This is a genomic window from Actinoplanes sp. NPDC089786 (genome assembly GCF_040684855.1).
In the GTDB taxonomy this organism is placed as follows: domain Bacteria; phylum Actinomycetota; class Actinomycetes; order Mycobacteriales; family Micromonosporaceae; genus Actinoplanes.
In genome coordinates, this window is the sequence record NZ_JBFBGU010000037.1 from 17294 (window position 1) to 40930 (window position 23637).

The 23637-nt window shown below is 71.0% G+C and carries 26 protein-coding genes; 18 read left to right on the forward strand and 8 right to left on the reverse strand.

All coding sequences use genetic code 11. The features are described 5' to 3' along the window. Positions 1 to 5 precede the first annotated feature (5 nt). Complete coding sequence (locus AB0O15_RS45110; protein ID WP_364333387.1) at positions 6 to 650, forward strand: response regulator transcription factor; 645 nt, start codon at positions 6 to 8, stop codon at positions 648 to 650. 191 nt (positions 651 to 841) lie between these two features. Here AB0O15_RS45110 and AB0O15_RS45115 read toward each other — a convergent pair whose 3' ends face one another. After that, positions 842 to 3151, reverse strand: coding sequence for an EAL domain-containing protein (locus AB0O15_RS45115; RefSeq protein ID WP_364333390.1), 2310 nt, complete (start codon positions 3149 to 3151; stop codon positions 842 to 844). A 292-nt stretch (positions 3152 to 3443) separates the two neighbouring features. Between AB0O15_RS45115 and AB0O15_RS45120 the strand changes: the two genes are divergently transcribed. The 7 genes from AB0O15_RS45120 to AB0O15_RS45150 all read left to right on the forward strand — a co-directional run bounded on the left by AB0O15_RS45120 (position 3444) and on the right by AB0O15_RS45150 (position 10661). Then, positions 3444 to 4205 carry a DeoR/GlpR family DNA-binding transcription regulator gene (locus tag AB0O15_RS45120; protein WP_364333393.1) on the forward strand — a complete coding sequence of 254 codons (762 nt, stop codon included), beginning with the start codon at positions 3444 to 3446 and terminating at the stop codon, positions 4203 to 4205. A gap of 47 nt (positions 4206 to 4252) precedes the next feature. Next, positions 4253 to 5614, forward strand: coding sequence for a sugar ABC transporter substrate-binding protein (locus AB0O15_RS45125; RefSeq protein WP_364333396.1), 1362 nt, complete (start codon positions 4253 to 4255; stop codon positions 5612 to 5614). Positions 5615 to 5678: 64 nt separating this feature from the next. Then, positions 5679 to 6611 carry a sugar ABC transporter permease gene (locus AB0O15_RS45130; protein WP_364333399.1) on the forward strand — a complete coding sequence of 311 codons (933 nt, stop codon included), beginning with the start codon at positions 5679 to 5681 and terminating at the stop codon, positions 6609 to 6611. Then, positions 6608 to 7465: a carbohydrate ABC transporter permease gene (locus tag AB0O15_RS45135; protein ID WP_364333402.1), complete on the forward strand. Its 858-nt coding sequence runs from the start codon at positions 6608 to 6610 to the stop codon at positions 7463 to 7465. The genes AB0O15_RS45130 and AB0O15_RS45135 overlap by 4 nt, the downstream gene beginning before the upstream one ends. After that, positions 7462 to 8451: a zinc-dependent alcohol dehydrogenase family protein gene (locus AB0O15_RS45140; protein ID WP_364333405.1), complete on the forward strand. Its 990-nt coding sequence runs from the start codon at positions 7462 to 7464 to the stop codon at positions 8449 to 8451. The genes AB0O15_RS45135 and AB0O15_RS45140 overlap by 4 nt, the downstream gene beginning before the upstream one ends. Before the next feature lie 73 nt (positions 8452 to 8524). Continuing rightward, positions 8525 to 10036 carry an APC family permease gene (locus AB0O15_RS45145; RefSeq protein ID WP_364333408.1) on the forward strand — a complete coding sequence of 504 codons (1512 nt, stop codon included), beginning with the start codon at positions 8525 to 8527 and terminating at the stop codon, positions 10034 to 10036. Between the two features lie 58 nt (positions 10037 to 10094). Next, a complete protein-coding gene (locus tag AB0O15_RS45150) occupies positions 10095 to 10661 on the forward strand; it encodes a hypothetical protein (protein WP_364333411.1) in 567 nt (188 codons plus the stop codon). A gap of 87 nt (positions 10662 to 10748) precedes the next feature. Here the strand turns inward: AB0O15_RS45150 and AB0O15_RS45155 are convergent, their stop codons facing one another. Beyond that, a complete protein-coding gene (locus tag AB0O15_RS45155) occupies positions 10749 to 11255 on the reverse strand; it encodes a hypothetical protein (protein WP_364333414.1) in 507 nt (168 codons plus the stop codon). Between the two features lie 123 nt (positions 11256 to 11378). On the opposite strand from AB0O15_RS45155, the gene AB0O15_RS45160 reads away from it, so the two are divergent. Continuing rightward, positions 11379 to 13136 carry an MFS transporter gene (locus AB0O15_RS45160; RefSeq protein ID WP_364333417.1) on the forward strand — a complete coding sequence of 586 codons (1758 nt, stop codon included), beginning with the start codon at positions 11379 to 11381 and terminating at the stop codon, positions 13134 to 13136. Here AB0O15_RS45160 and AB0O15_RS45165 read toward each other — a convergent pair. After that, positions 13133 to 13729, reverse strand: coding sequence for a helix-turn-helix domain-containing protein (locus AB0O15_RS45165; protein ID WP_364333420.1), 597 nt, complete (start codon positions 13727 to 13729; stop codon positions 13133 to 13135). The two genes, AB0O15_RS45160 and AB0O15_RS45165, sit on opposite strands and share 4 nt — an antisense overlap. A gap of 125 nt (positions 13730 to 13854) precedes the next feature. Here AB0O15_RS45165 and AB0O15_RS45170 point away from each other — a divergent pair, with 125 nt between their 5' ends. After that, positions 13855 to 15441 carry an alpha/beta hydrolase gene (locus AB0O15_RS45170; protein ID WP_364333423.1) on the forward strand — a complete coding sequence of 529 codons (1587 nt, stop codon included), beginning with the start codon at positions 13855 to 13857 and terminating at the stop codon, positions 15439 to 15441. Here the strand turns inward: AB0O15_RS45170 and AB0O15_RS45175 are convergent. Next, the gene (locus AB0O15_RS45175) at positions 15401 to 15736 is read right to left on the reverse strand and encodes a hypothetical protein (RefSeq protein ID WP_364333426.1); all 336 of its coding nucleotides are present in this window, start codon (positions 15734 to 15736) and stop codon (positions 15401 to 15403) included. The genes AB0O15_RS45170 and AB0O15_RS45175 overlap by 41 nt on opposite strands. 17 nt (positions 15737 to 15753) lie before the next feature. Continuing rightward, positions 15754 to 16362 carry an NAD(+)/NADH kinase gene (locus AB0O15_RS45180; protein WP_364333429.1) on the reverse strand — a complete coding sequence of 203 codons (609 nt, stop codon included), beginning with the start codon at positions 16360 to 16362 and terminating at the stop codon, positions 15754 to 15756. A 19-nt stretch (positions 16363 to 16381) separates the two neighbouring features. On the opposite strand from AB0O15_RS45180, the gene AB0O15_RS45185 reads away from it, so the two are divergent. The 8 genes from AB0O15_RS45185 to AB0O15_RS45220 all read left to right on the forward strand — a co-directional run bounded on the left by AB0O15_RS45185 (position 16382) and on the right by AB0O15_RS45220 (position 21989). Next, entirely contained in the window at positions 16382 to 17050 is a 669-nt protein-coding gene (locus tag AB0O15_RS45185; protein WP_364333432.1) for a cyclase family protein, read from the forward strand. 28 nt (positions 17051 to 17078) lie between these two features. Then, complete coding sequence (locus tag AB0O15_RS45190) at positions 17079 to 17351, forward strand: hypothetical protein (RefSeq protein WP_364333435.1); 273 nt, start codon at positions 17079 to 17081, stop codon at positions 17349 to 17351. Between the two features lie 59 nt (positions 17352 to 17410). Next, a complete protein-coding gene (locus tag AB0O15_RS45195; protein ID WP_364333438.1) occupies positions 17411 to 18106 on the forward strand; it encodes a hypothetical protein in 696 nt (231 codons plus the stop codon). Between the two features lie 171 nt (positions 18107 to 18277). Then, complete coding sequence (locus AB0O15_RS45200; RefSeq protein WP_364333492.1) at positions 18278 to 19264, forward strand: PTS mannitol transporter subunit IICB; 987 nt, start codon at positions 18278 to 18280, stop codon at positions 19262 to 19264. A 2-nt stretch (positions 19265 to 19266) separates the two neighbouring features. Then, positions 19267 to 19542 carry a PTS lactose transporter subunit IIB gene (locus tag AB0O15_RS45205; RefSeq protein WP_364333495.1) on the forward strand — a complete coding sequence of 92 codons (276 nt, stop codon included), beginning with the start codon at positions 19267 to 19269 and terminating at the stop codon, positions 19540 to 19542. Positions 19543 to 19618: 76 nt separating this feature from the next. Next, the gene (locus AB0O15_RS45210; protein WP_364333441.1) at positions 19619 to 20071 is read left to right on the forward strand and encodes a PTS sugar transporter subunit IIA; all 453 of its coding nucleotides are present in this window, start codon (positions 19619 to 19621) and stop codon (positions 20069 to 20071) included. Then, positions 20068 to 20313 carry an HPr family phosphocarrier protein gene (locus AB0O15_RS45215; protein ID WP_364333444.1) on the forward strand — a complete coding sequence of 82 codons (246 nt, stop codon included), beginning with the start codon at positions 20068 to 20070 and terminating at the stop codon, positions 20311 to 20313. The genes AB0O15_RS45210 and AB0O15_RS45215 overlap by 4 nt, the downstream gene beginning before the upstream one ends. Then, the gene (locus AB0O15_RS45220; protein ID WP_364333447.1) at positions 20310 to 21989 is read left to right on the forward strand and encodes a putative PEP-binding protein; all 1680 of its coding nucleotides are present in this window, start codon (positions 20310 to 20312) and stop codon (positions 21987 to 21989) included. Before AB0O15_RS45215 ends, AB0O15_RS45220 begins: the two co-directional genes overlap by 4 nt. Here the strand turns inward: AB0O15_RS45220 and AB0O15_RS45225 are convergent. The 3 genes from AB0O15_RS45225 to AB0O15_RS45235 are packed head-to-tail and all read right to left on the reverse strand — an operon-like array spanning position 21986 to position 23632. Next, positions 21986 to 22564 (reverse strand): hypothetical protein, encoded by a 579-nt coding sequence (locus AB0O15_RS45225; protein WP_364333450.1) that lies wholly within the window; start codon positions 22562 to 22564, stop codon positions 21986 to 21988. The genes AB0O15_RS45220 and AB0O15_RS45225 overlap by 4 nt on opposite strands. Next, a complete protein-coding gene (locus tag AB0O15_RS45230; protein ID WP_364333453.1) occupies positions 22564 to 23082 on the reverse strand; it encodes a SigE family RNA polymerase sigma factor in 519 nt (172 codons plus the stop codon). Before AB0O15_RS45230 ends, AB0O15_RS45225 begins: the two co-directional genes overlap by 1 nt. A 58-nt stretch (positions 23083 to 23140) precedes the next feature. Beyond that, positions 23141 to 23632: a hypothetical protein gene (locus AB0O15_RS45235; RefSeq protein ID WP_364333456.1), complete on the reverse strand. Its 492-nt coding sequence runs from the start codon at positions 23630 to 23632 to the stop codon at positions 23141 to 23143. Positions 23633 to 23637: the final 5 nt, after the last annotated feature.

Below are 23637 nucleotides of genomic sequence, written 5' to 3' on the forward strand. Positions count from 1 at the left end.
TCGCCATGCGTGTGGTGATCGCCGACGACGCGGTGCTGCTGCGCGAGGGCCTGGTCCGGCTGCTGGAAGAGAACGGGCACACCGTTCTCGCCGCGGTCGGCGACGGCCCCGCGCTGGTGTCCGCCATCACCGAACACCGCCCCGACGTGTCCATCGTGGACGTCCGGATGCCGCCCTCGCACACCGACGAGGGGCTGCGCGCCGCGGTCGAGGCCCGGTCCCTGGTGCCGGGCACGCCGATCCTGGTCCTCTCCCAGTACGTCGAGGTGGCGTACGCCGAAGATCTGCTGGCCGACCGCGCCGGCGCCGTCGGCTATCTGCTCAAGGACCGCGTCTCCGAGATCACCGACTTCCTCGACGGGCTGACCCGGGTGGCCGGCGGCGGGACGGTGCTCGACCCGGACGTGGTGTCCCAGCTGCTGGTGCGCCGGCGCCGCGACGACCCGCTGCGCAACCTGACGCCGCGCGAGCGCGAGGTGTTGTCGCTGATGGCCGAGGGCCGCTCGAACACGGCGATCGCCCGGCGCATGGTGGTCACCGACGGCGCGGTCGAGAAGCACGTACGCAACATCTTCACCAAGCTCGACCTGCACCAGGACGAGGAGCAGCACCGCCGCGTGCGCGCCGTCCTCACGTACCTGCAGGGTTAGCTCGCCGGTAGCGGCGACCGGGGCGGACGTGGCGGCGTCCACCCCGGTCTGTCCGGGGCGGCGCGAGCCGCTCCCGAGGACGCCACATTAGATGATGATCTTGACCGATGATCACGCGGCATCATGCATGACAGCGAATCGTTACGCAGTAGCCCGCCGGCGTAGCCAGGCGTTCGCGATGTGTGGGTCTTTCACGTTCCGTCGACGGCCGCGGAGTCGACGGCCGCGGAGGCGGAAGCCGGCGCGGAGGCGGGCGCGGCGGCCGCCCCGGCGTCGGCCTGCGCGAAGTCGGCCGGGTCGGAGTCGAAGAGGAGCGCGTCCATCGCCTGCTCGGTCAGCGGCTCGGCGAAGTAGTAGCCCTGCCCGAGCTCGCAGTTCCCGTCGGTGAGCTCGGAGAGCTGCCCGGCGTCCTCGATGCCCTCGGCGATGGTCGAGAGCCGCAGCGCCTGGCCGAGCTGGATGATGCCCAGCGTCAGCGCGGCGGCGGCCGGCTCGTCACCCACGTCGTCGACGAACGACTTGTCGATCTTGATGATGTCGACCGGGAAGCGCCGCAGGTAGGCCAGCGATGAGTAGCCGGTGCCGAAGTCGTCGATGGCCAGGCGTACCCCGAGGGCCTTGACCTCTTCCAGCTGTTGGATGGTGTTCGGCCGATGGTCCACCAGCAGGCTCTCGGTCAGCTCGATGACCAGGCAGGTCGCCGGCAGGCCGGTCTCCGCGAGCACCGACTTGACCAGGCCCGGCAGCACACCCTGGTCGAGCTGGACGGCCGAGAGGTTCACGCTGACGGTCAGCGGGACGTCGCGGCGCTCGTTCCACTGGGCCGCCTGCCGGCACGCCTCGCGCAGCACCCACTCGCCGATCGGCACGATCAGGCCGGTCTCCTCGGCCATCGGGATGAAGTCCAGCGGCGGGATCGTCCCGCGCTCCGGGTGCTGCCAGCGGATCAGCGCCTCGAGACCGCTGATCTTCTTCGTCCGCAGGTGCACGATCGGCTGGTAGCGCAGCTGGAACTCGTGCCGGACGATGGCCCGGCGCAGGTCCGCCTCCATCTGCAGGGCGGCCTGGAACTCGGCCTGCATGGCCGGTTGGAACATCTCGTACCGGTCCTTGCCCTGCTTCTTGGCCTGGTACATGGCCAGGTCGGCGCGGACCATCAACTCCTGGCCGTCGTGCCCGCGGGCCTCGCCGAAGGCCACGCCGATGCTGCAGCTGACGAAGGTCTCCTTGCCGCTGAGCACGAACGGCTCGCGGATCGCCTCGAGGATCCGCCGGGCCACCGGTATGACCTCCTCGACCGTGGCGGCCGAGGGCAGCAGCACGGCGAACTCGTCGCCGCCGAGCCGGGCCGCGGTGTCGTCCTTGCGCAGGCAGCGCTCGATCCGCGCGGCCACGCCCCGCAGCAACTGGTCGCCGGCGGCGTGCCCGAGCGAGTCGTTGACCACCTTGAAGCGGTCCAGGTCGACGAAGAGGGCGGCCACGCCGTGCGGGCCGCCGTCGAAGGCGCTCTCCAACCGGGTCATGAACAGCGCACGGCTGGCCAGACCGGTCAGCGAGTCGTGGAACGACTGGTTCATCGCCTCGAGCGTGCGCGCGTCGGTGACCGCCAGGCTGACGTGCTCGGCGAAGGCGCGGAGGATCTCCTGGGACGCCTGGTCCCAGTGGTGTCCGGGCCGGCGGGTGGCGACCGAGAGGCAGCCGACCACGCGGCCGTTCTCGTGGACGGGCACCGCCATCACCGCGGTCAGGCCGTTCCGGGCGATCGACGGGATCGCGATCGGCGACTGCTCGTAGTTCTCCACGGCCACCAGCTCGTCGCCCATGATGGCCAGGCCGGCCACCCCGGCGGCGGGCAGCGGCACCCGCTGCATCTGCCCGAAGACCTCGGGGGTGAAGCCGTGGCAGGAGACCATGCTGCCGACCGTCGGGTCGTCCGTCTCGAGCATGTTGAGCGTGGCGATCTCCACGCCGATCAGCTCGGAGGCGCCGCGGCTGACGGTGTCCAGGATCTGCTGCAGCGGCGCCCGCCGGGCGATCGCCCGCTGGATGGCCGAGAGCTGCTCGAACAGCCGCTCGCGCTCCTTGAGGGTGTCGGTCCGCTCGGCCTCGATCACGGCCAGGGCGTGCAGGCTGAGCTCCAGCACCCGGGCCATGCCGCGGAGCAGGCAGACGTCCTCGGCGCTGAAGGCCGCGGCCCGCCGGGCCAGGACCAGGATGCCGGGGGAGCGGCCGTCGATCTCCGCGTGGGTGATCGCGTACGGGCCACCGGGCAGGTCGATCCCGGTGGAGCCGGACGCGACCTGGCTGAGCTCGTACGCGGAGATCTGGTCGGCGGACACGCCGATCGCCGCCGCCACCTCCCCGTCGATCACGAGCACCGCGAGGTCGGCCTCGAGCGCACGTGCCGCGCACTCGACGGCAGCGTGCTGGGCGGCCGGGCCCGGGGGGCGGTCGGCCACGACGGAGAGGAACTCCGTCAGTTGCTGGGTTGCAAGTGCCACGGTGTTGACGGTCGGCGGGCTAGCTCCGGAACTGAGTGATTCGCTCAGTCGGTGCGGTGCCCGAACGCACATCCCCGGGCGGGCACTCCCACACCTCGGGCAGAGTTCGGGCACCGATTCTGCCCAAACGGTCATGACCTTGCTCCGCTTTCATGCATCTCTGTCATAGTTTCGAGCGGGTTGAAGTTGCCGGGAAACGGTCAAGGACACAGGCAAGTCGCCTAGTCTGTGATGGGGGCCACACGTTTCGCCGGTGTTAAAAAGAAGCACGGCATGGCGGGAGGTGGACTGGATGAATGCGGACGAGCGGCAACATCAGATCGTTGCTCTCGCTCGACGGCAGGGCGAGGTCGATGTCGCCAAACTGTCGGCCGAGCTTGTTGTTTCCGCCGAGACGATCCGCCGCGACCTGCGCCGGCTGGAAAAACACGGACTTCTCCGCCGCACCCATGGCGGCGCCTATCCGGTCGAGACCGCCAAATTCGAGACCGACCTCGCGATGCGCACCACCCGCGGCGTGCCGGAGAAAAGGCGGATCGCGGCCGCCGCCGTGGGCCTGATCGGTGACGCCGAGACCATCTTCATCGACGAGGGATTCACGCCGCAGCTGATCGCCGAGGCGCTGCCCACCGACCGGCCGCTCACCGTGGTGACCGCGTCGCTGAACACCGCGGCCTGGCTGGCCACCAACTCGCCGGTCACCGTGCTGCTGCTCGGCGGCCGGGTGCGGGGGCGCACCCTGGCCACCGTCGACCACTGGGCGAGCACGATGCTGTCCGGTTTCGTGCTCGACCTGGCGTTCGTCGGGGCCAACGGCATCTCCCGTGAGGTGGGGCTGACCACGCCCGACCCCGCGGTGGCCGACGTGAAGGCGCAAGCCGTCCGCGCGGCTCGCCGGCGCATTTTCGCCGGCATTCACACCAAGTTCGGCGTCCGCACATTCTGCCGGTTCGCCGAGATATCCGAATTCGAATCACTGGTCACGGACACCGGCCTGCCGGCGTCCGAGGCGCAACGCTATTCCCGGCTCGGGCCTCAGGTGCTCCGAGTCTAGTAATCCCGCTTTTGCAATTGATAGCGCATTTCGACGGAGGATCAACCGTGCAAAAAACAGGTAGGAAACTGTCGATCGCGCTGGCCGGAGCATCGGCCGTCGCGCTCGTTCTCTCCGGGTGCTCGGGCGCCGGCTCGACGGGCGGCGGGGGCACCGAGGGCGGCGACAACACGATCACCGCGCTCATGGTCGGCAACCCGCAGATGGAGGACATCCAGAAGCTGACCGCCGACAACTTCACCAAGCAGACCGGCATCACCGTGAAGTTCACGATACTCCCGGAGAACGAACTGCGCGACAAGGTCACCCAGGACGTGGCCAACCAGGGCGGTCAGTACGACGTCGCGACCGTCGGCGCCTACGAGGTGCCGATCTGGTCGAAGAACGGCTGGCTGCACGAACTCTCCACGCAGGCCGCCGCGGACAGCTCGTACGACCAGGCCGACCTGCTCAAGCCGATGGTGCAGTCGCTCACCGGCGAGGACGGCAAGATGTACGCCGCCCCGTTCTACGGCGAGTCGTCCTTCCTCATGTACAACAAGGACATGTTCGCCGCGGCCGGCATCACGATGCCGGAGAAGCCGACGTGGGCCCAGGTGGCGGAGTACGCCCAGAAGCTCAACAAGGACGGCGTCGCCGGCATCTGCCTCCGCGGCCTGCCCGGCTGGGGTGAGGTGTTCGCCCCGCTGACCACGGTCGTCAACACCTACGGCGGCACCTGGTTCGAGAAGGACTGGACGCCGAAGGTGAACTCCCCGGAGTTCAAGGAGGCCACCAACTTCTACGTGAACCTGGTGAAGAACTACGGCGAGAAGGGTGCGCCGCAGGCCGGCTTCACCGAGTGCCTCAACACGTTCAGCCAGGGCAAGGCGGCGATGTGGTACGACGCCACGTCGGCGGCCGGCACGCTGGAGGACCCGGGCGCGTCGAAGGTGGCCGGCAAGGTCGGCTACGCGTACGCCCCGGTGAACAAGACCGAGTACTCCGGCTGGCTGTGGACCTGGGCGTGGGCCATGCCCAAGACCACCAAGAAGTCCGAGAACGCTTGGAAGTTCATCTCCTGGGCCACCGGCAAGGACTACGAGAAGCTGGTCGGCTCCAAGCTCGGCTGGTCGCGGGTCCCGTCCGGCAAGCGCACCTCGACCTACGCGATCCCGGAGTACAAGGAATCGGCCAAGGCGTTCGCCGACATCACCCTGAAGTCGATCGAGAACGCCAACCCGCAGAATCCGGGTCTGCAGCCCCGGCCGGCCCTGGGTGTGCAGTTCGTCGGCATCCCCGAGTTCGCCGACCTCGGCACCAAGGTGTCACAGGAGGTCAGCGCCTCGATGGCCGGCAGCAAGACGGTCGACCAGGCACTGAATGACGGTCAGAAGCTCGCCGAGGACGTCGCGAGCAAGTACAAGTAGTGCCCCGCGGCGGTGCCGCCCTTCCCTGGAGGGTGGCGCCGCCGTACCGACCGGAAGGCTCACCATGACCGACGTCATCACCCGGGCGGAAGAGAAGAAGAAGACACCCCCGGCCTTACCCCCCAAGGGCGGTGCGAAGGAGCGGTGGTCACGCCGTGCTCCGCTGCTGCCCGCTCTGATCTTCGCGATCATCATCACGCAGGTGCCGTTCCTGTTCACCATCTACTACTCGACCCTGAGCTGGAACGCGCTGCGACCCGGCGTCAAGGACTTCGTCGGCTTCGACAACTACCTCACCGTCCTGACCGACGACCGGCTGCGCTCGGCCCTGCTCAACACCGTCATCCTGACCGCCGGCGCGGTGATCTTCTCGATGATCCTCGGCCTCGGCCTGGCCATCCTGATGGACCGCAAGTTCCTCGGCCGCGGCATCGTGCGCACCATGCTCATCACGCCGTTCCTGATCATGCCGGTCGCCGCCGCCCTGCTCTGGAAACACGGCATCTTCAACCCCGACTACGGCCTGATCAACGGCCTCTTCGGCACCGACACCGCCTGGACCACCAGCTATCCGAAAGCGGCCATCATCACCACCCTGGTGTGGCAATGGACGCCGTTCATGATGCTCATCCTGCTCGCCGGCCTGCAGTCACAGTCCACCGAGATCCTGGAAGCCGCCCGCGTCGACGGGGCTGGAGCCTGGCGGATCTTCACCACCATGACCCTGCCCCACCTGCGCCAATACCTCGAACTCGGCGCCCTGCTCGGCTCGATCTACCTGGTCAACACCTTCGACGCGATCTTCACCATCACCCAGGGCGGACCCGGCACCGCGACGACGAACCTGCCCTACGAGATCTACCAGACCATCTTCAGCAAGTACGAATACGGCGAAGCCTCCGCCGCCGGCGTGGTCGTCGTCATCCTCACGATCATCGTCGCGAACTTCGCCCTGCGGGTCATCTCCGGCCTGTTCAAGATGGAGGAGGGCCGATGACCACGGCAACCGCGACCCTGCCGAACACGAGCCCGGCCGCCCGCCGCCGGCTCACCGGCTCGATCTGGGGCGTGGTGGCCTGGATCGCCGGGATCATCTTCGTGTTCCCGGTCATCTGGATGGTCCTGACCGCGCTCAAGCAGTCCAAGGACGTCACCACCAACCCGCCGGTCTGGTTCTTCACCCCGACCCTCGAACACTTCTCCACCGTGCTCAACGGCAACATCACCCCGTTCCTGCTGAACTCGCTGATGGCCAGCGTGTTCTCGACACTGCTGGTGGTCGTGCTGGCCACCCCGGCGGCCTACGCGCTGTCGCTGCGACCGGTCCGCAAATGGACCGACGCGCTGTTCTTCTTCATCTCCACCAAGATGATGCCGCCGGTCGCCGCCGTGCTCCCGGTCTACCTGCTGACCGTGCAGATCGGCATGAAGGACAACATCTGGACCATGGTCATCCTCTACACCTCGATGAACCTGCCACTGGCCATCTGGATGATGCGCTCGTTCCTGCTCGAAGTGCCCAAGGAGGTGCTGGAAGCCGGAGAGGTCGACGGTGCCGGCCTGATCACCTCGATCCGGAAGATCATCCTGCCGATCGTCGCGCCCGGCCTCGCCGCCACCGCGCTGATCTGCTTCATCTTCACCTGGAACGAGTTCTTCCTCGCCGTCAACCTCACCGACACCGTGGCCTCGACGGCGCCGATCTATCTGCTCGGCTTCATCTCCGGCCGTGGTCCGTTCCTGGCCGACCTGTCGGCAGCGGCCACCCTGCTCTCCCTCCCGGTGCTGATCGCCGGATGGGTGGCCCAGAACAAGCTGGTCCGTGGTCTGTCGATGGGCGCCGTCAAGTGAAGGCAGCCGTCGTCGTCACCCCGGGGACGATCGAGATCCAGCAGGTTCCCGACCCCGCGCCCGGCCCCACCGACGTGGTGGTCAAGCCGGCCGCGGCCGGGATCTGCGGCACCGACCTGCACATCATGCAGGGCGAGTTCGCGCCCGCCTTCCCGATCGTTCCGGGGCACGAGTTCGCCGGGGAGATCGTCGCGGTCGGGTCCGGGGTCACCGGGTACGCGGTCGGCGACCAGGTGGCCGTCGACCCGTCGCTCTACTGCGGGCACTGTTACTACTGCAAGCGGGCCCGGGGCAACCAGTGCGAGAACTGGGCCGCCATCGGGGTGACCGTGAGCGGCGGGGCGGCCGAGTACGTGGCCGCGCCGATGGCCAACCTGTTCGCGCTGCCCGCGGGTCTGAAGGCGGCGGACGCGGCGCTCATCGAGCCGCTGTCCTGTGCGCTGCGGGGCTTCGACGTGCTGCCCCGGAACATGGCCGACAACTTCCTCATCTACGGCTCGGGGACGATGGGCCTGATGATGATGGAGCTGGCCAAGCGGGCCGGCGCGGCCACCGTGTCGATGGTCGACCTCAACCCGCAGCGGCTCGAGACGGCCGAGCGGCTCGGCTGCACCGCGGCCGTGACCAGCGCCGACGAGCTGGAGGCGCCCCGCGGCTGGGACGTCGTCATCGACTGCACCGGGGTGGCCGCCGCGATCAAGGACGGTCTCGGCCGGGTCGGCCGGGGCGGCACGTTCCTGCAGTTCGGGGTGGCCGGTTACGACACCAAGGTCGAGATCGAGCCGTACGACATCTACCGGCGGGAGATCACCATCGCCGGGTCGATGGCGGTGCTGCACACCTTCGACCGGGCCGGCCAGCTGATGGCCGCCGGCGTGCTCGATCCGGAGGTGTTCGTCAGCCACCGGTTCCCGCTGGACGACTACGCGGCGGCGCTGGCTCAGTTCCAGGCCGGGGTCGGCCGCAAAATCATGATTGAACCCTGACTCATGCCACTTTGAGTTAGGACTTCATCACTGCGGGTTGCAACGGGCGGGGTTCATGGGTCGTAATGGATCTATGCCCCCGCCCGCGACGCACCCCCTCGCCGCCGGACGGCTCGGCGCGACCGCGTTGGTCTTCGTCGCCGTCGCCGCCACGGCGCCCCTCTCGGTCGTCACGACAACCATCCCGATCGCGTACGCGGGGAACGACGTACCCTTCGTACCCCTGCTGTTCCCGGCCCTTGCCGTTGTCCTTCTGCTCTTCTCGGTCGGGTACGCGGCGATGGTCCGCCGCTCGCCCAACGCCGGCGCCCTCTACTCGTTCATCGCGCGCGGCCTCGGCCGACCGGCCGGCACCGGCGCCGCCTGGCTGGCCCTGCTCTCCTACAACGCCCTGCAGATCGGGCTCTACGGCGCCGTCGGCCTGCTCGCCGCGCCGATCCTGGACAACACCCTCGGCGTGATCGCTCCCTGGTGGATGGTCGCAGCGGGTTGCTGGCTCGTGGTCACGCTCTGCGGCCTGTTGCGGGTGGAACTGGTCGGCGCCCTGCTCGCCCTGATCGTGCTGGCCGAGGTCGCGGTGATCGCCGGCTTCGGCGCGGCCAACCTGCTCGAGCCGGCCGACGGCCGTGTCACCACCGACACGCTGGTGCCCACCGGCATCGTCGACCGCCCGGCCCTGGGGCTGCTCCTGGTGGTCGCCGCGTTCGGCTTCGCCGGATTCGAGACCACCGCCGCGTACGGGGAGGAAGCCGCACGTCCCCGCCGGTCGGTCGCCCGCGCCGCGGTCCTGGCCGTGCTCGGCCTGTCCCTGCTCTACGCCTTCTCGGCCTGGACCACCAGCGTGGCCACCGGACCCGGCCAGGTGGCCACCCGGTCCCTGGACGGCGGCGAGCTGCTGTTCGAGCTGATCGGCGACCGCCTCGCCCCCTGGGCCGTCACGCTCGGTCGCGTGATGCTCCTGACCGGCGTCGTCGCCGCGATGATCTCCCTGCACCACACCATCGCCCGGTACACGTTCGCCCTGGCCCGCGAGGGTGTCCTGCCGTCCCGCCTGGGCCGCACCGGCGCCCGCACCTCGGTGCCGTTCACGGCGTCGGTGACCCAGAGTGTGGTCGCCCTGCTGGTGCTGACCCTGTCCGTCGCCCTCGGCTGGGAGCCGTTCACCGAGCTCTACCCGTGGCTGACCACCGTCGGCGGGCTGGGCGTCCTGCTCCTGCTGTTCGCCGCCGCCCTGGCCACCATGCTGTTCCTCAACCGGGCGCCGAACGACGAGGGCCCGTGGCGGGCCTTCGTGGCGCCGGTGCTGGCCACGGTGCTGCTCGGCGCCCTGATCTACCTCGCCGCGGTCAACCTGCCCGCGCTCCTCGGCGTCCCGTCCCGGCACTGGCTGGTGATCACCGTGCCCTGCCTGTTCGCGGCGGTGTTCGGCGCCGGGCTGCTGTTCGGGGTGGCGCTCAAGGCCCGAAGCCCCATCACGTACGCCGGGATCGGGCTCGGCGGCACCGCCGTGGTGGTGGCTCCGGCCGTACCCCAGCAGAGATCTCCCGGCGCCCACCGCCCCGACCGCATCCAGCGATCCGCCTGACCGGTTGTCGTACCCACGGGTTAGATTCGCCGATGCTCGACATGACGGGGAGGGGTCGATGGCGCGCGCCGGTGGGGTGTTCTGCGTTGAGGGGCAGTGGGACGACGATCTGACCAGGCAGGGCTCGGTGCTGCCGCTGCTCGAGCTGCTCGAGCGGCTCGGCCGGATCCGGTTCATCCATCGCGACACGGCGACCCCCGACGAGCTTCACCACTACCTGGATACCTGGCTGACCCGGCGGTACTCGACCTTCAAGGTCGGCTTCTTCGCGATGCACGGCAACCCCAGCCAGCTCTGCCTGAGCGGCAAGCAGACCGTCGAACTCGACGAGGTGGCCGGCTGGATGTCCGGCCGGTGCGAGGGCAAGAAGCTCTACTTCGGCGCCTGCTCGATCCTCCGCGCGCCCAACGGCGACCTGCGGGACTTCCTGCACGAGACGGGCGCCACCATGCTCTGCGGCTACACCAAACAGATCGACTGGATCGAGAGCGCGGCCCTCGAGACGCTGGTCCTCGACACCCTGGTCAACGGCGGCCGGGTCGACAGCCTGGAACGGCTGATGCGCTCGGCCCGCTGGCAGGCGCTGGCCGACCACCTGGGCTTCCGGGTGATCTACGCGACCTGACCGGCGGGGCCGGCGCGCCGCCATCATCGCCGACCGTCGTGGCGTGGGGACGGTTCGGGCCGGCGAGCTTCGCCGGGTGATCCGCGCTCAGCCGAAGAACTCGTGGATCTGGGCCAGGGTCAGATAGCCCTGCTGGTGCTCCAGTTCGCGGGGGGCGCTCGGCAGCGACTTGGTGGTCACCTCGACCGCCGGGGTTCCGGCCGGGAGGTCGGGCAGCACGGGCAGGGGCGGGAGGCCGGGCAGGCCGATGGCCTCGCGGATCACCTCGAACATCCCGGTCAGCTCGGTCGCGGCCAGGGTGACCAGGTCGGCCGTCCGGTCGGTGGAGGCGGGGGCGGGCGTGCTGGTGAAGTTGGCGCGGACGTGGGTGCCGTGCTGGCGGATGTCGGCGCTGGGGCGGAGGTGGTCGAGCTTGTCCTCGGCGACGATGCCCAGCTCGCAGGTGGTCAGGCCGGCGTCACGCCACCAGGAGCGCCACGCGGGGTCGGCGTCCAGGGTGCGGGCCACGTGTTGCAGGGCCGCCATGTAGGCCTTGGGAGCGCGAGCGTCGTCCCGGGTGGTCGTACCCAGCTGGGGATGCAACCACGTCTCCATCACCGCATGGTGACAAACGGCGGGCCCGGCCGGCCGGAGCCGGTCGTGGCGCGTCCGGGTGGATGGTGATCGTCACACGGCCGTCACCGGTTTACCTGTATATACCAGTGATATACATCAGGGGTGCTCTCCGTTGACCACCCCCGCTACAAGTGGGTCGCGTTGTCGAACACCACCCTCGGCACGCTGCTCGCCACCATCAACGCCTCGATCGTCCTGATCTCGCTGCCGGCGATCTTCAAGGGCATCGATCTCAACCCGCTGGAGCCGGGCAACGTCAGCTACCTGCTCTGGATGCTGATGGGCTACATGCTGGTCACGGCGGTGCTGGTGGTCACCCTCGGCCGGCTGGGCGACATGTACGGCCGGGTCCGGATCTACAACGCCGGCTTCGCGATCTTCACGCTGACCTCGATCGTGCTGTCCCTCGACCCGTTCGGCGGCGGCTCCGGCGCGCTCTGGCTGATCGGCTGGCGGGTGGTGCAGGCGATCGGCGGGGCGATGCTGATGGCCAACTCGGCGGCGATCATCACCGACGCGTTCCCGGCCCGGCAACGCGGCATGGCGCTGGGTGTGAACATCGTGTCGGCGCTGGCCGGCTCGTTCATCGGCCTGGTCGCGGGCGGCGTGCTGGCCGAGTGGGACTGGCGGTCGGTGTTCTGGGTGAACATCCCGCTGGGCATCCTCGGCACCGTCTGGGCCTACCGCTCACTGCACGACAGCGGCGTCCGCCGCAAGGCGAAGATCGACTGGTGGGGCAACCTGACGTTCGCGGTCGGGCTCACCGCGGTGCTGGCCGCCATCACGTACGGCATCCAGCCGTACGGCGGCCACACGATGGGCTGGACCAGCCCGTGGGTGATCACCGGGCTGGCCGGCGGCGTGCTCGTGCTGGTGGTCTTCGGCTGGATCGAAGCCCGGGTCAAGGAGCCGATGTTCCCGCTGGCGCTGTTCCGCAACTCGGCCTTCACCAGCGGCAACGCGGCCAGCCTGCTGGCCTCCATCGCCCGTGGCGGCCTCCAGTTCATGCTGATCATCTGGCTCCAGGGCATCTGGCTGCCGCTGCATGGGTACGACTACGAGTCGACTCCGCTCTGGGCCGGCATCTACCTGCTCCCGCTGACCATCGGCTTCCTGGTCGCCGGGCCGCTGTCCGGCTGGCTCTCCGACCGCTTCGGCTCCCGCCCGTTCGCCGCGGGCGGCCTGCTGGTGATGGCGGTGTCGTTCGCCGGGCTGCTGCTGGTGCCGGGCGATTTCTCGTACCCCGTCTTCGCGACCTTGATCTTCGTGAACGGGGTGGGCGGCGGGCTGTTCTCGGCGCCGAACACCTCGCTGGTCATGTCCAGCGTGCCGGCGAACATGCGGGGCGCCGCCTCGGGCATGCGGGCGACCTTCATGAACGCGGGCCAGGTGCTGTCCATCGGGGTGTTCTTCTCGCTGATGGTGGCCGGTCTGGCCGACCACCTGCCGGGCACGCTGAGCGCCGGGCTGATCGCCCAGGGCGTGCCCGCGGCGACCGCCGGCCAGGTGGCGAGCCTGCCGCCGGTGGGCACGCTGTTCGCGGCGTTCCTGGGCTACAACCCGATCGCCGAGCTGCTCGGCCCGCAGGTGCTCGGCGCGCTGCCACCGGGCAACGCGGCCGAGCTGACCGGTCTGGCCTTCTTCCCGCGGCTGATCTCCGGCCCGTTCCACGACGGCCTGGTCATCGTCTTCTGGATGGCCATCGGCCTGGCCGTGCTGGGCGCGCTCGCCTCGCTGGTCCGCGGCCCCCGTACGCCGGACGCCCCGGACGAGGTGGCCCGGGAGGCCGAGCGTCAGGCCGAGGTGGCCGAGGCCCAGCCGTTGACCCCGGCAACCCCCGCCGCCCCGGCCACCAATTAGGCCAGATTTGAAACCGCGGGCTGTACCTGCGCTCGCAGGAGGGTGGCCGCCACCGCGCGGGCGTCGGCCATCGCCTGTGGGCGCCGGTCCATCCGGGCGCCCGCCATGGCGCCGTCGTAGAGCACCATGAGCTGGGCGGTCAGCAGTTCCGGGTCGCGGGCGCCGGCGTCCTTGGCGAGCTCGGTGAACAGCCCCCGGGTCCAGGCCCGGGTGGCGTCGCACACCTCCTGCACCGCGCCGCCGTCCGGCGATTCGGCCGAGGCGTTGTAGAACGCGCAGCCCCGGAACGTCGGCGTGCCGGCGATCTCGGCCAGGACGTCGAACACGCCGAGCAGGCGCTCCCTCGGGTCGTCGTACGCCGCCAGGCTCTGCAGCAGGCGCACCCGGCGCCGTTCGTGCTGGGCCTCGAGGTACGCCCGGACCAGCGCCTCCTTGCTGCGGAAGGCGCTGTACAGGGAGGCCTTGGCCACGCCGGCGCGATCGATGACCCGGTCGATGCCGACGGTGTGCACGCCCTCGGCATAGAACAGCTCGTCGGCCGCGGCCAGCAGCCGGTCACGAACCGGCGGCTTCTTGATCGTCACAGCGGTCATGTTTCGACGCTAACCGACAGAACTGTCGTATTGAGGTGCATTTCACCCGTGTCGCCACTCCGGGCGACCCGTTTCGCGGGGTGACGCTCAGAAGATTTCGAGCGCGACCCTACGAGAGGTATGGAATGCGAAGGATTCTGGTGGCCGCCACGGCCATCGGCGTGACCCTGGCCGGCGCCGCGGTGGCCGCGAACGCCTGGGCCGAGGAAGACCGTCCGGCGCCCGGGTACGCCCCGCCGATCGCCTGGGGCAAGTGCGCGGACCAGGCGTTGGCGTCGCGCAAGGCGGAATGCGGGTTCCTGGCGGTGCCACGGGACCATGACCGTCCGGACGGGCCCAAGCTCAAGCTCGCGGTGTCCCGGATCAAGCACACGGCGGCCGACTACCAGGGCGTCATGCTGGTCAACCCGGGCGGGCCGGGCGGGTCCGGGCTCACCCTGTCGGCGCTCGGCGACTACGTGCCGGACGGGGCCGGCAAGTCGTACGACTGGATCGGCTTCGATCCGCGCGGCGTCGGCTCCTCCAAGCCCGCGCTGAGCTGCGACCCGACCTACAACGGCTACAACCGTCCGCCGTACGTGCCCAGCACCGCCGCCGTCGAGAAGGACTGGCTGGCCCGCACGGCCGAGTACGCCGCGGACTGTGCCACGTCCGGCGGCAAGCTGCTCGACCACCTGAGCACGGTCGACACCGTCAAGGACATGGACCTGCTCCGCCGCGCGCTGGGCGAGAAGCAGATCAACTTCTACGGCTTCTCGTACGGAACCTACCTGGGCCAGGTCTACGCCACGATGTTCCCGCAGCAGGTCCGCCGCATGGTGATGGACGGCAACGTGAACCCGGCCCGGGTCTGGTACGACGCCAACCTGGACCAGGACCTCGCCTTCGACAAGTCGATGAAGGTGTTCTTCGCCTGGGTGGCCCAGCACCACGACGTCTACCAACTGGGCACGACGGCCAAGGCGGTCGAGAAGCGCTACTACGACCTGCAGGCCAAGGTCGCCTCCGCGCCGGCCGCGAAGGTGGTCGGCCCGGCCGAGCTGACCGACGTCTTCCTCCAGGCCGGGTACTACGTGTTCGGCTGGGCGACGGTCGCGCAGGCGTTCTCGGCGTACGCCAACAAAAATGACGCGGCGCCGCTCAAGAGGCTCTTCGACGAGGGCAACCCGCAGGTCGAGGACGCTGACAACGGGTACGCCATCTACCTGGCCGTGCAGTGCACCGACGCCGCGTGGCCCAAGTCGTGGTCCCGGTGGAAGACCGACAACTGGAAGGTGCACCAGCAGGCGCCCTTCGAGACCTGGGGCAACGCCTGGTTCAACGCCCCCTGCCGGACCTGGGGCGCGAAGGCCGGCCAGCCGGTCGAGGTGACCGGGGCCAAGGCGCCGCCGGTGCTGCTGATCAGCGAGACGCTGGACGCGGCCACCCCGTTCTCGGGCAGCCTCGAGGTGCGCAAGCGGTTCCCGCGGGCGGCGCTGATCGAGGGCGCCGGCGGCACCACCCACGCCGGCTCGCTCTTCGGCAACAAGTGCGTGGACGGCGCCGTGGCGGCGTACCTGAAGAACGGCGCCCTGCCCAAGCGGGTCAAGGCCAACACCTCGGACCTGCGGTGCAAGCCGATCGCGCCGCCGGCCGCGGCCGCCGCGGCCGAGAAGCGCGCGGCTCAGCCGCTCAGCCGAACGGACCTCCAGCGCCGGATCGGCGTGCGTTGATCTCCGCCGCCTCCTGACGCAGCTCCGCCGGGATCAGCTCGAGCAGCTGGTCCCGGCGCAGTGGCAGGTCGAGCAGGCTGAGCTTCACCCGGCTGCGGCCGGCGTGCGCGCCGGCGTCGAGCCGGACCACCTCGGCCGCGTGCACCCGCAACCGCGCGGTCAGGGTGTCGCCGGGCTGGAGCTCGCCGGCCGCGGTCCCGTCCACGTCGACCGCGACCGGCGCGCTGTCCGCGGCCACGCTCAGCGACACCTGGTCGCCGACGCCGAGCACGACCGCCCGGCCGATCCCGGCCATCGGCGCCACCGGGGTGATCACCGTGCAGGCGGCCGAGGGGAGAGGACCGGGCCGCCGGCCGCGTAGTTGTACGCCGTCGAGCCATTCGGCGTGGCCAGCACCACGGCGTCGCACTTGTAGTAGCCGTACCGCATGTCGTTGACGGTCAGGTCGATGGACACCGCGCCGGTGCGGCCGAGCCGGGCCAGCACCACGTCGTTGAAGCCGTACCCGGTGGTCAGCGCCGGGCCGGAGGTCTCGGCGACCAGGCAGCCGTGCTGTTCCACGGTGAAGTCGCCCTCGGCCAGCTGGGCCAGCGCCTGCTCGAGCCCGGACGGGTTCACCTCGACCAGGAAGCCCAGGTTGCCGTGGTTGACCCCGAGCACCGGGACCGGCCGGTCGGCCACCAGGCGCATCGCCCCCAGCATGGTCCCGTCGCCGCCCAGCGCGACCACGCCGTCGACCCGCCGCCGGAACTCCGCCTCGGACACCACGTCGACGCCGGCCGGCACCCGGTCGCGATCGACCTCGCGGACGAGCACCCGGCCCTCGCCCCGGCGGGCCCACTTCAGGATCGTCTCCACCGACTCGCCGACCGCCTTGCGCGGGTGCAGCACCAGCCCGATGGTCTCGACTTCATGGTCCACGTCACCCACGATAGGGGGCATGCTGGTCGAGTTGAGCCACGTCATCGAGGCGGGCATGGTCACCTACCCGGGGCTGCCGGGACCCGAGATCGGCGAGCACCTGACCCGCGAGGCGTCCCGGGCGTCGTACGCGCCGGGCACCGAATTCTCCATCGGCCGGATCACCATGGTCAGCAACACCGGCACCTACCTGGACACCCCGTTCCACCGGTACGCCGACGGCACCGACCTGGCCGGGCTGCCCCTGTCGGCCTTCACCGACCTGGACACGGTCGTGATCCGCGACCCGGCGGCCCGGGGTGTGGACGTCGCCGACCTGGCCGGGCGGGACGTGGCCGGCCGCGCGGTGCTGCTGCACACCGGCGGTGACCGGGGCTGGCGCACCCCGGCGTACGCGGAGGACGCGCCCTTCCTCACCGAGGCCGGCGCCTCCTGGCTGGCCGAGCGGGGCGCCGCGCTGGTCGGCATCGACGCGGTCAACATCGACGACATCTCCCCGGCCGCCGAGGGCCGGCGCCCGGCCCACACGATCCTGCTCGCCGCCGGCATCCCGATCGTCGAACACCTGACCAACCTGGCCGCCCTGCCGCCGGCCGGCGCCCGCTTCACCGCCGCCCCGCCCCGGGTGGCCGGTTTCGGCACGTTCCCGGTCCGCGCCTTCGCGATCGTCGGGCCATCCGGCTCATGAACCCGGGAGCCCTGCCGACAGCAGGCGGGTGACCCCCGATCCCGAGTTCGACCACGAGGCCCGGCGCCGGGCGCTGCTGGGCCTGGCCCTGGGCAACCCCGAGGACGCCGAGGCGCGGCAGCGACTGGCCGCGCACGTCGTCAACCCGCCCGTTCCGGTTCTTGGTTTCCTGGCCGCGATCGGCGCCGCCTGCGCCATCCTGGCCGTGGTCGCCCTGCTCGCCGGGCTGGACGTGACCGCGATCCTGCTCGCCGTGGCCGGCCTCTACACGGTCGTGATGATCCGGCGGCGGCGTCCCTAACGGGGAGAATCTTCCGGATTCGGCTCATGCCGGGCGTCCGCCTGCCGATGATGGCCTGTGTGAGCCATGACCTTCGCACCGACATCGAGGGCATGACGCCCACCGAACTGGGTGTGGCGCGTGCCGCCGCGCTGTTCGAGCGGGTCGACCCCGCCAAGGCCGCCGCGCGGCTGGACCAGGTGCTGGCCGCCGACCCGGCCTCGGCGGCGGGCTGGATCCTGATGGCCCGGATCCGGCTGGTGCTCGACCTGCCCGAGGGCGCGCTGGACGCCGCGGCCAAGGCGATCGGGCTGGCGCCCGAGGACGCGCGCCCGCTGGCCTCGGCCAGCCGCGCGCTGACCCTGATGGGCCGGCACGAGGAGGCCGTCACGATGGCCTACCGGGCGGTGATCGTGGAGCCGAAGAACCCGCTGTGGCACGACCGGGTGGCGTGGGCCCTGCTCGCCGCCGACCGGCAGATCGCCGACGCCGAGCAGGCCGCGCGTACGGCCATCGGGCTGGACCCGAACGAGGCGCACTACTACTTCACGCACGGCGTGGCCCTGGACGCGCTCGGGCACGCCGACCAGGCCCGCCAGGCGCTGCTGATCTCGCTGCGGCTGGAGCCGGAGAACCCGGTCGCCCAGCACCGGCTGGCCGTCCTCAACGGGGAGACCCAGCGGGTGGTCGAGCCGAAGAAGCGCGGCTGGAAGCTGTTCGGACGGTCCAAGAAGGAATCCGCGAGGCCGGTCCGCCCGGAGGAGTTTCTGCCGTAACGCGCCCCAGCCGTTGACAGTAGGTGATCTCGTCGGTACAACGAGGACCACCTTTCTCCCCTGCAGCGGCCTAGGAGCTTCCCCGTGGCTGAGCTCTATGCCCCAGCCCCGCCCGCCGGCGACACCGGCGTCAAGGCCCGCGTCCAACGGTTCGGCGGACACCTGGCCGGCATGGTCATGCCGAACATCGCCGCCTTCATCGCCTGGGGCCTGATCACCGCGCTGTTCATCCCGGGCGGCTGGCTGCCGAACGAGAAGCTCGCCACGCTCGTCGACCCGATGGTCCACCTGCTGCTCCCGGTCCTGATCGGATACACCGGCGGCGGGATGGTGCACGGCCGGCGCGGCGCCGTGGTCGGCGCGGTCGCCACGGTCGGCCTCGTGGTCGGCGCCGACGCCCCGATGTTCTTCGGCGCCATGGTGATCGCGCCGCTCACCGCGTACCTGCTGAAGTTGATCGACGGTTTCACCAAGGACCGGATCAGGCCGGGCTTCGAGATGCTGGTCGACAACTTCAGCGCCGGGATCCTCGGCGCGCTGTTCGCGATCGCCGGGGTGCTGGCCATCGGCCCGGTAATGGAACTGTTCACCGAGGCCGCCGGCGACGGCGTGAACTTCCTGATCAGCCACTCGTTGCTGCCGGCCGCCGCGCTGCTGATCGAACCGGCCAAGGTGCTCTTCCTGAACAACGCGGTCAACCACGGGGTGCTCGGCCCGCTCGGCGTCGCGGAGTCGGCCGACACCGGGCGGTCCGTCCTGTTCATGCTGGAGACCAACCCGGGGCCCGGATTCGGCATCCTGCTGGCGTACCTCTGCTTCGGACCGAAGGCGCTCCGGCCCAGCGTGCCCGCCGCGATGGCGATCCAGTTCCTCGGCGGCATCCACGAGATCTACTTCCCGTACGTGCTGATGAAGCCGACCATGGTGCTCGCCGCGATCGGCGGTGGCGCCGCCGGGATCGGCACGTTCATGGCCACCGGCGCGGGCCTGGTCGCCACCCCCTCGCCGGGCAGCATCTTCGCGTACCTCGCCAACACCCCGCGCGGCGCCTACCTGGGCGTGCTCGCCGGCATCGCGATCGCGGCCGGGGTGTCCTTCGTGATCGGCTCGCTGCTGCTCGGCTTCGGCCGGCTGAGCCGGGCCGAGGAGGAGCGGTGACGATGATCGGCAAACTGGTCGTCGCCTGCGACGCGGGCATGGGCAGCAGCGTGATGCTCGCCAGCACGCTCAAGCGCGAGCTCCGGAGGTTCCCGGTCCAGGTCGAGCACTGCCCGGTCGCGGCGATCCCGGCCGACGCCGACGTGGTGCTCTGCCAGACCGGCCTGTACGACCGGGTGCGCGCCGCGGCCCCGCACGCCGAGGTGGTGCCGTTCCGGCTCTTCCTCGGCGATCCGGCGGTGGCGAAGGTGGTCGCCGCGATCAAGGATGGTCGATGACCCCCGGCGCGGTGGTCACCCGGAACCCCGACGACAATGACGGCGTGCTGGGGCGTGCGCTGGTGAGGATGGCGGGATGACCGCGGGGATCGGCGCGGTGCTCGACCCTCGGGCGATCCGCACCACGGAGTCGGCCGTCGACCGGCTGGTGGCCGTGCACCGGTGCGCGGACGTGCTCGAGGAGATCGGCGCGGTCGAGCGCGGCTACCGGCCGGCGATGCTCGAACGCGAACGGCTGATGTCCACCTGGCTGGGCGAGGGTGTGGCCATCCCGCACGGCGTGGACGGCTCGCGGGCGCTGGTCCGCCGCGACTCCCTGGCGGTGCTGCGCTTCCCGGCCGGCGTGCCCTGGGACGGTGGCCGGGTCATCGTGTGCGTGGCGATCGCGGTGCGCGGCGACGGCCACCTCGCGGTCCTCTCCACCCTCGCCGGCATTCTGCTCGACCCGCGCCGGGCCGCCGCGCTGCGCTCGTCCACCGACCCCGCCGCCATCCGGGCCATGCTCGACCCGGCCGAGGCGGTCACATGATCGTGGCGGTCACGGTCGGCAGCGCGACCGGGTTGCACGCGCGGGAAGCGGCGCGCGTCGCGGCAGTCGCCGCTTCCTGTCCGACCCCGGTGTGGGTACGCCGTGACGGCGGCGCCCCGGTCCCGGCCGACTCGGTCCTGTCCCTGCTGACGCTGGCCGCACCCCAGGGCACGGAGCTGCTCCTCGAATCGGCGTCATCATCCTCGTTGGAACTCGTGGCACAAGCGATCGGGGCATCATGACGGCTCTTCTGCTCCGTGGCCTTGGTGCCAGTCCCGGCTCCGCCACCGGTCCCGCGTACCGGCTGGCCGACCCGCCCCGCCTGCCCGCGCCTCGGCCGGTCACCGACCCCGACGCCGAGGTCGACCGGGCCTTCGCCGCCATCGAGGCGGTCAGCCGTGAGATCGGCGCCCGGGCCGACGCCGCCGACGACCCCACCACCAGCGAGATCCTCCGGGTGCAGGCCGCACTGGCCGCCGACCGGACGCTCCGTGACGGCATCGCGATGGCCGTCCGCGCCGGGCACGAGGCCCCGCACGCCGTGGCCGCCGTGCTCGGCGAACACCGGTCCGCCCTGCTCGCCGCGGGCGGCCTGCTCGCCGCCCGGGCCGTCGACCTGGACGACCTCCGCGACCGGGTGGTGGCCGGCTGCCTCGGCCTGCCGATGCCGTCGCTGCCCCACCCCGGCCGCCCGTTCGTGCTGGTGGCGGTCGACCTCGCCCCGGCCGACGCGGCGCTGCTCGACCCGGCCCAGGTGCTCGCCGTGCTCACCTCGGCCGGCAGCTACGTCAGCCACACCGCGATCCTGGCCCGCGCCCGCGGCGTCCCGACCGTGGTCGCCTGCGCCGGCGCCCTGGACATCACCGACGGCACCACGGTCACGGTGGACGGCACCACCGGCCGGGTCACGGTCGGCGTCGGCGGCCCGGTGACCATGGTCGACGGCGCCACCGGGCAGGTCACCGCCACCCCCGGACGGGCGGTGGCCCAGGTCGACGACCAGTCCCGCACCCTGCCGTCCGACGTGCGTGGCGTCACCCGGGACGGTCATCCCGTACCGCTGCTGGCCAACATCGGCAGCGCCGCCGAGCTCGCCGGGGTGTCGGTGGAAGGGGTCGGCCTGTTCCGGACCGAAATGCTCTTCCAGCACCACCTCGACGCGCCCGGTGTGGCCGAGCAGGAGGCGGCGTACGCGGCGGTCTTCGAGGCGATGGCCGGCCGGCCGGTGGTGGTCCGCACCCTGGACGCCGGCTCGGACAAGCCACTGCCGTTCCTGAGCGACGACCGCGAGCCCAACCCCGCGCTGGGCATCCGTGGGCTGCGGGTGGCCCGCCGGCGCGACGACATCCTGCGTACCCAGCTGACCGCGATCGCCTCGGCGGCCCGGAAGTCCTCGGCCCGGGTGGCCGTGATGGCGCCGATGGTCACCACCGTCGGCGAGGCCGCCCAGTTCGCGGCGCTGTGCCGGGACGCCGGCCTGCCCAAGGTGGGCGCGATGGTCGAGGTGCCGGCCGCCGCCGTGCGGGCCCGCGAGTTCCTCCAGGCCGTCGACTTCCTCAGCGTCGGCACCAACGACCTCAGCCAGTACACGTTCGCCGCCGACCGGCGCAGCGGCGAACTGGCCGACCTGCTCGACCCGTGGCAACCGGCGCTGCTGTCGCTGGTGGCGTTGTGCGCCGCGGCCGGTCAGGTGATGGGCCGCCCGGTCGGCGTCTGCGGCGAGGCGGCGGCCGACCCCGACTTCGCCGTCGTGCTGGCCGGCCTGGGCGTGACCAGCCTGTCGATGGCCCCGGCGTCGATCCCGGCGGTCGGCGCGGCGCTGGCCGCGCACACCCTGGACGAGTGCCGGGCCGCGGCCCAGGGCGCCTTGGCGGCCGGCGACCCGGCCGCCGCCCGAGCCGCCGCCCGGCGTCGTTAGTCCTTGCCACAGAACGGCGGGTTGCCGCTGGTGATCCCCAGGTCGGCGCAGTGAAATCCGCTGCCCTCACTGTGGAGTCGCCATCCCGTGCCGGCCTTGTACTTGAACAGGAAGACACCGTCGCCGACGTCCGGACCCTCCGGGACCGCCGTGGCCCAGGTCCGCCAGCACTCCACCCGCGAGGGACGGAAACGCCAGTCCGCCGGCAGGTCGGCCAGCTTCTCCAGGGTCTTCGCGGAGGGGCAGTCCGGATATTGAGGCCGGTTGCTGGTCGTGGTTTTGTTCGGCGCCGGGGGAGTCGGGGTGACGCTGGGCGCCGCCGAGGTCGGTGCGACGCTGGGTGACGGCTTCCCGGTCGCCACCGGGGCCGGCGGACCCGGCCGGTCGGCGTTGACCAGGGCGACCGCACCACCGATGGCGAACACCGCCACCGCGGCCGCGGCGGCCGTGGCGACCCGGACGCGTCGTTGCACCTGCCGAGACTTGTGCAGCGACCGCTCGTACAGGTCGGTGCTGCCGCCGTGCTCGGCCAGATCGGACATGGCCTGACGCAGCGGCCCGAGGTTGTCGGTCATCAGGCTTCCTCCAACACGGCCGAGAGCAGGTCGGGCGCCATCTCGCGGATGCGGGCCAGCGCCTTGCTGGTCTGGCTCTTGATCGTGCCGACCGAGCAGTGCAGCAGGTCCGCGGCCTCGGCCTCGCTGCGATCCTCGAAGAACCGCAGCACCAGCACGGCCCGCTGCCGCCGGGTGAGCTGGTCGAGGACCTGATGCAGGGCGAGCTTGAGGTCGGTCCGGCGGGCGTGGTCGCTGCCCGGCTGAGCCACGTCGGCCAGGTCGCCCGGCAGGGACTCGGCCACCTTGCGCCGTCGCCACCAGCTCACGTGCTGGTGGTACATGGCCGTCCGGGTGTACGCCTCGAAATGCCCGGGGTCGTCCAGCCGATGCCGGCCCCGATGGGTGCGGGCCAGCGCGTCCTGCACCAGGTCCTCGGCCAGGTGCCGGTCACCGGTCAGCAGGAACGCCGTCCGCAGCAAGGCCGGCGACCGGGTCCGGACGAACTCGCTGAACAGGTCGTCGATGGATCGGGTCACGCTCGGCTCCTGCTCCCCCGTACGACGATGCCGTACACCGTAAGCGGTCTGAACCATCTCAGGGGTATTGGCAGAACGGCGCGGCCTCGTTGATGCCGAGCTCCTTGCAGTGGTATCCGCTGCCCTGGCTGTGGTAGCGCCACCCCGAACCGGCCTGGTTCCGGAACAGGTAGACGCCGTCGCCGGTGGCCGGGCCCTCCGGGGAGGCGGTCGCCCACCCCTTCCAGCACTCCACGCTCGACGGCACGAGATGCCAGTCCTTGGGCAGGTCGGTCAGCTTCTCGAGGGCCTTGGCCGAGGGGCACTTCCCGGCCGCGGCCGTCGTTACCGGCTGTTTGGTGGCGGGGCGGGTCGACGTGGGAGTCGCCGCCGCCGTGGGAGTCGCCGCAGCCGTGGAAGTCGCTTCAGCCGTGGGAGCGGGCGCGGCCGAGGTGGGAGCCGCTGAGGGCGCGGCGGCCGGGATCGGGGCGGGAGCCGGCGTCGAACCGCAGGCGGTGAGCCCGAAGAGGATGGCGGCGACGGGCAGCAGCAGACCGTGACGTGCGGACATTTCAG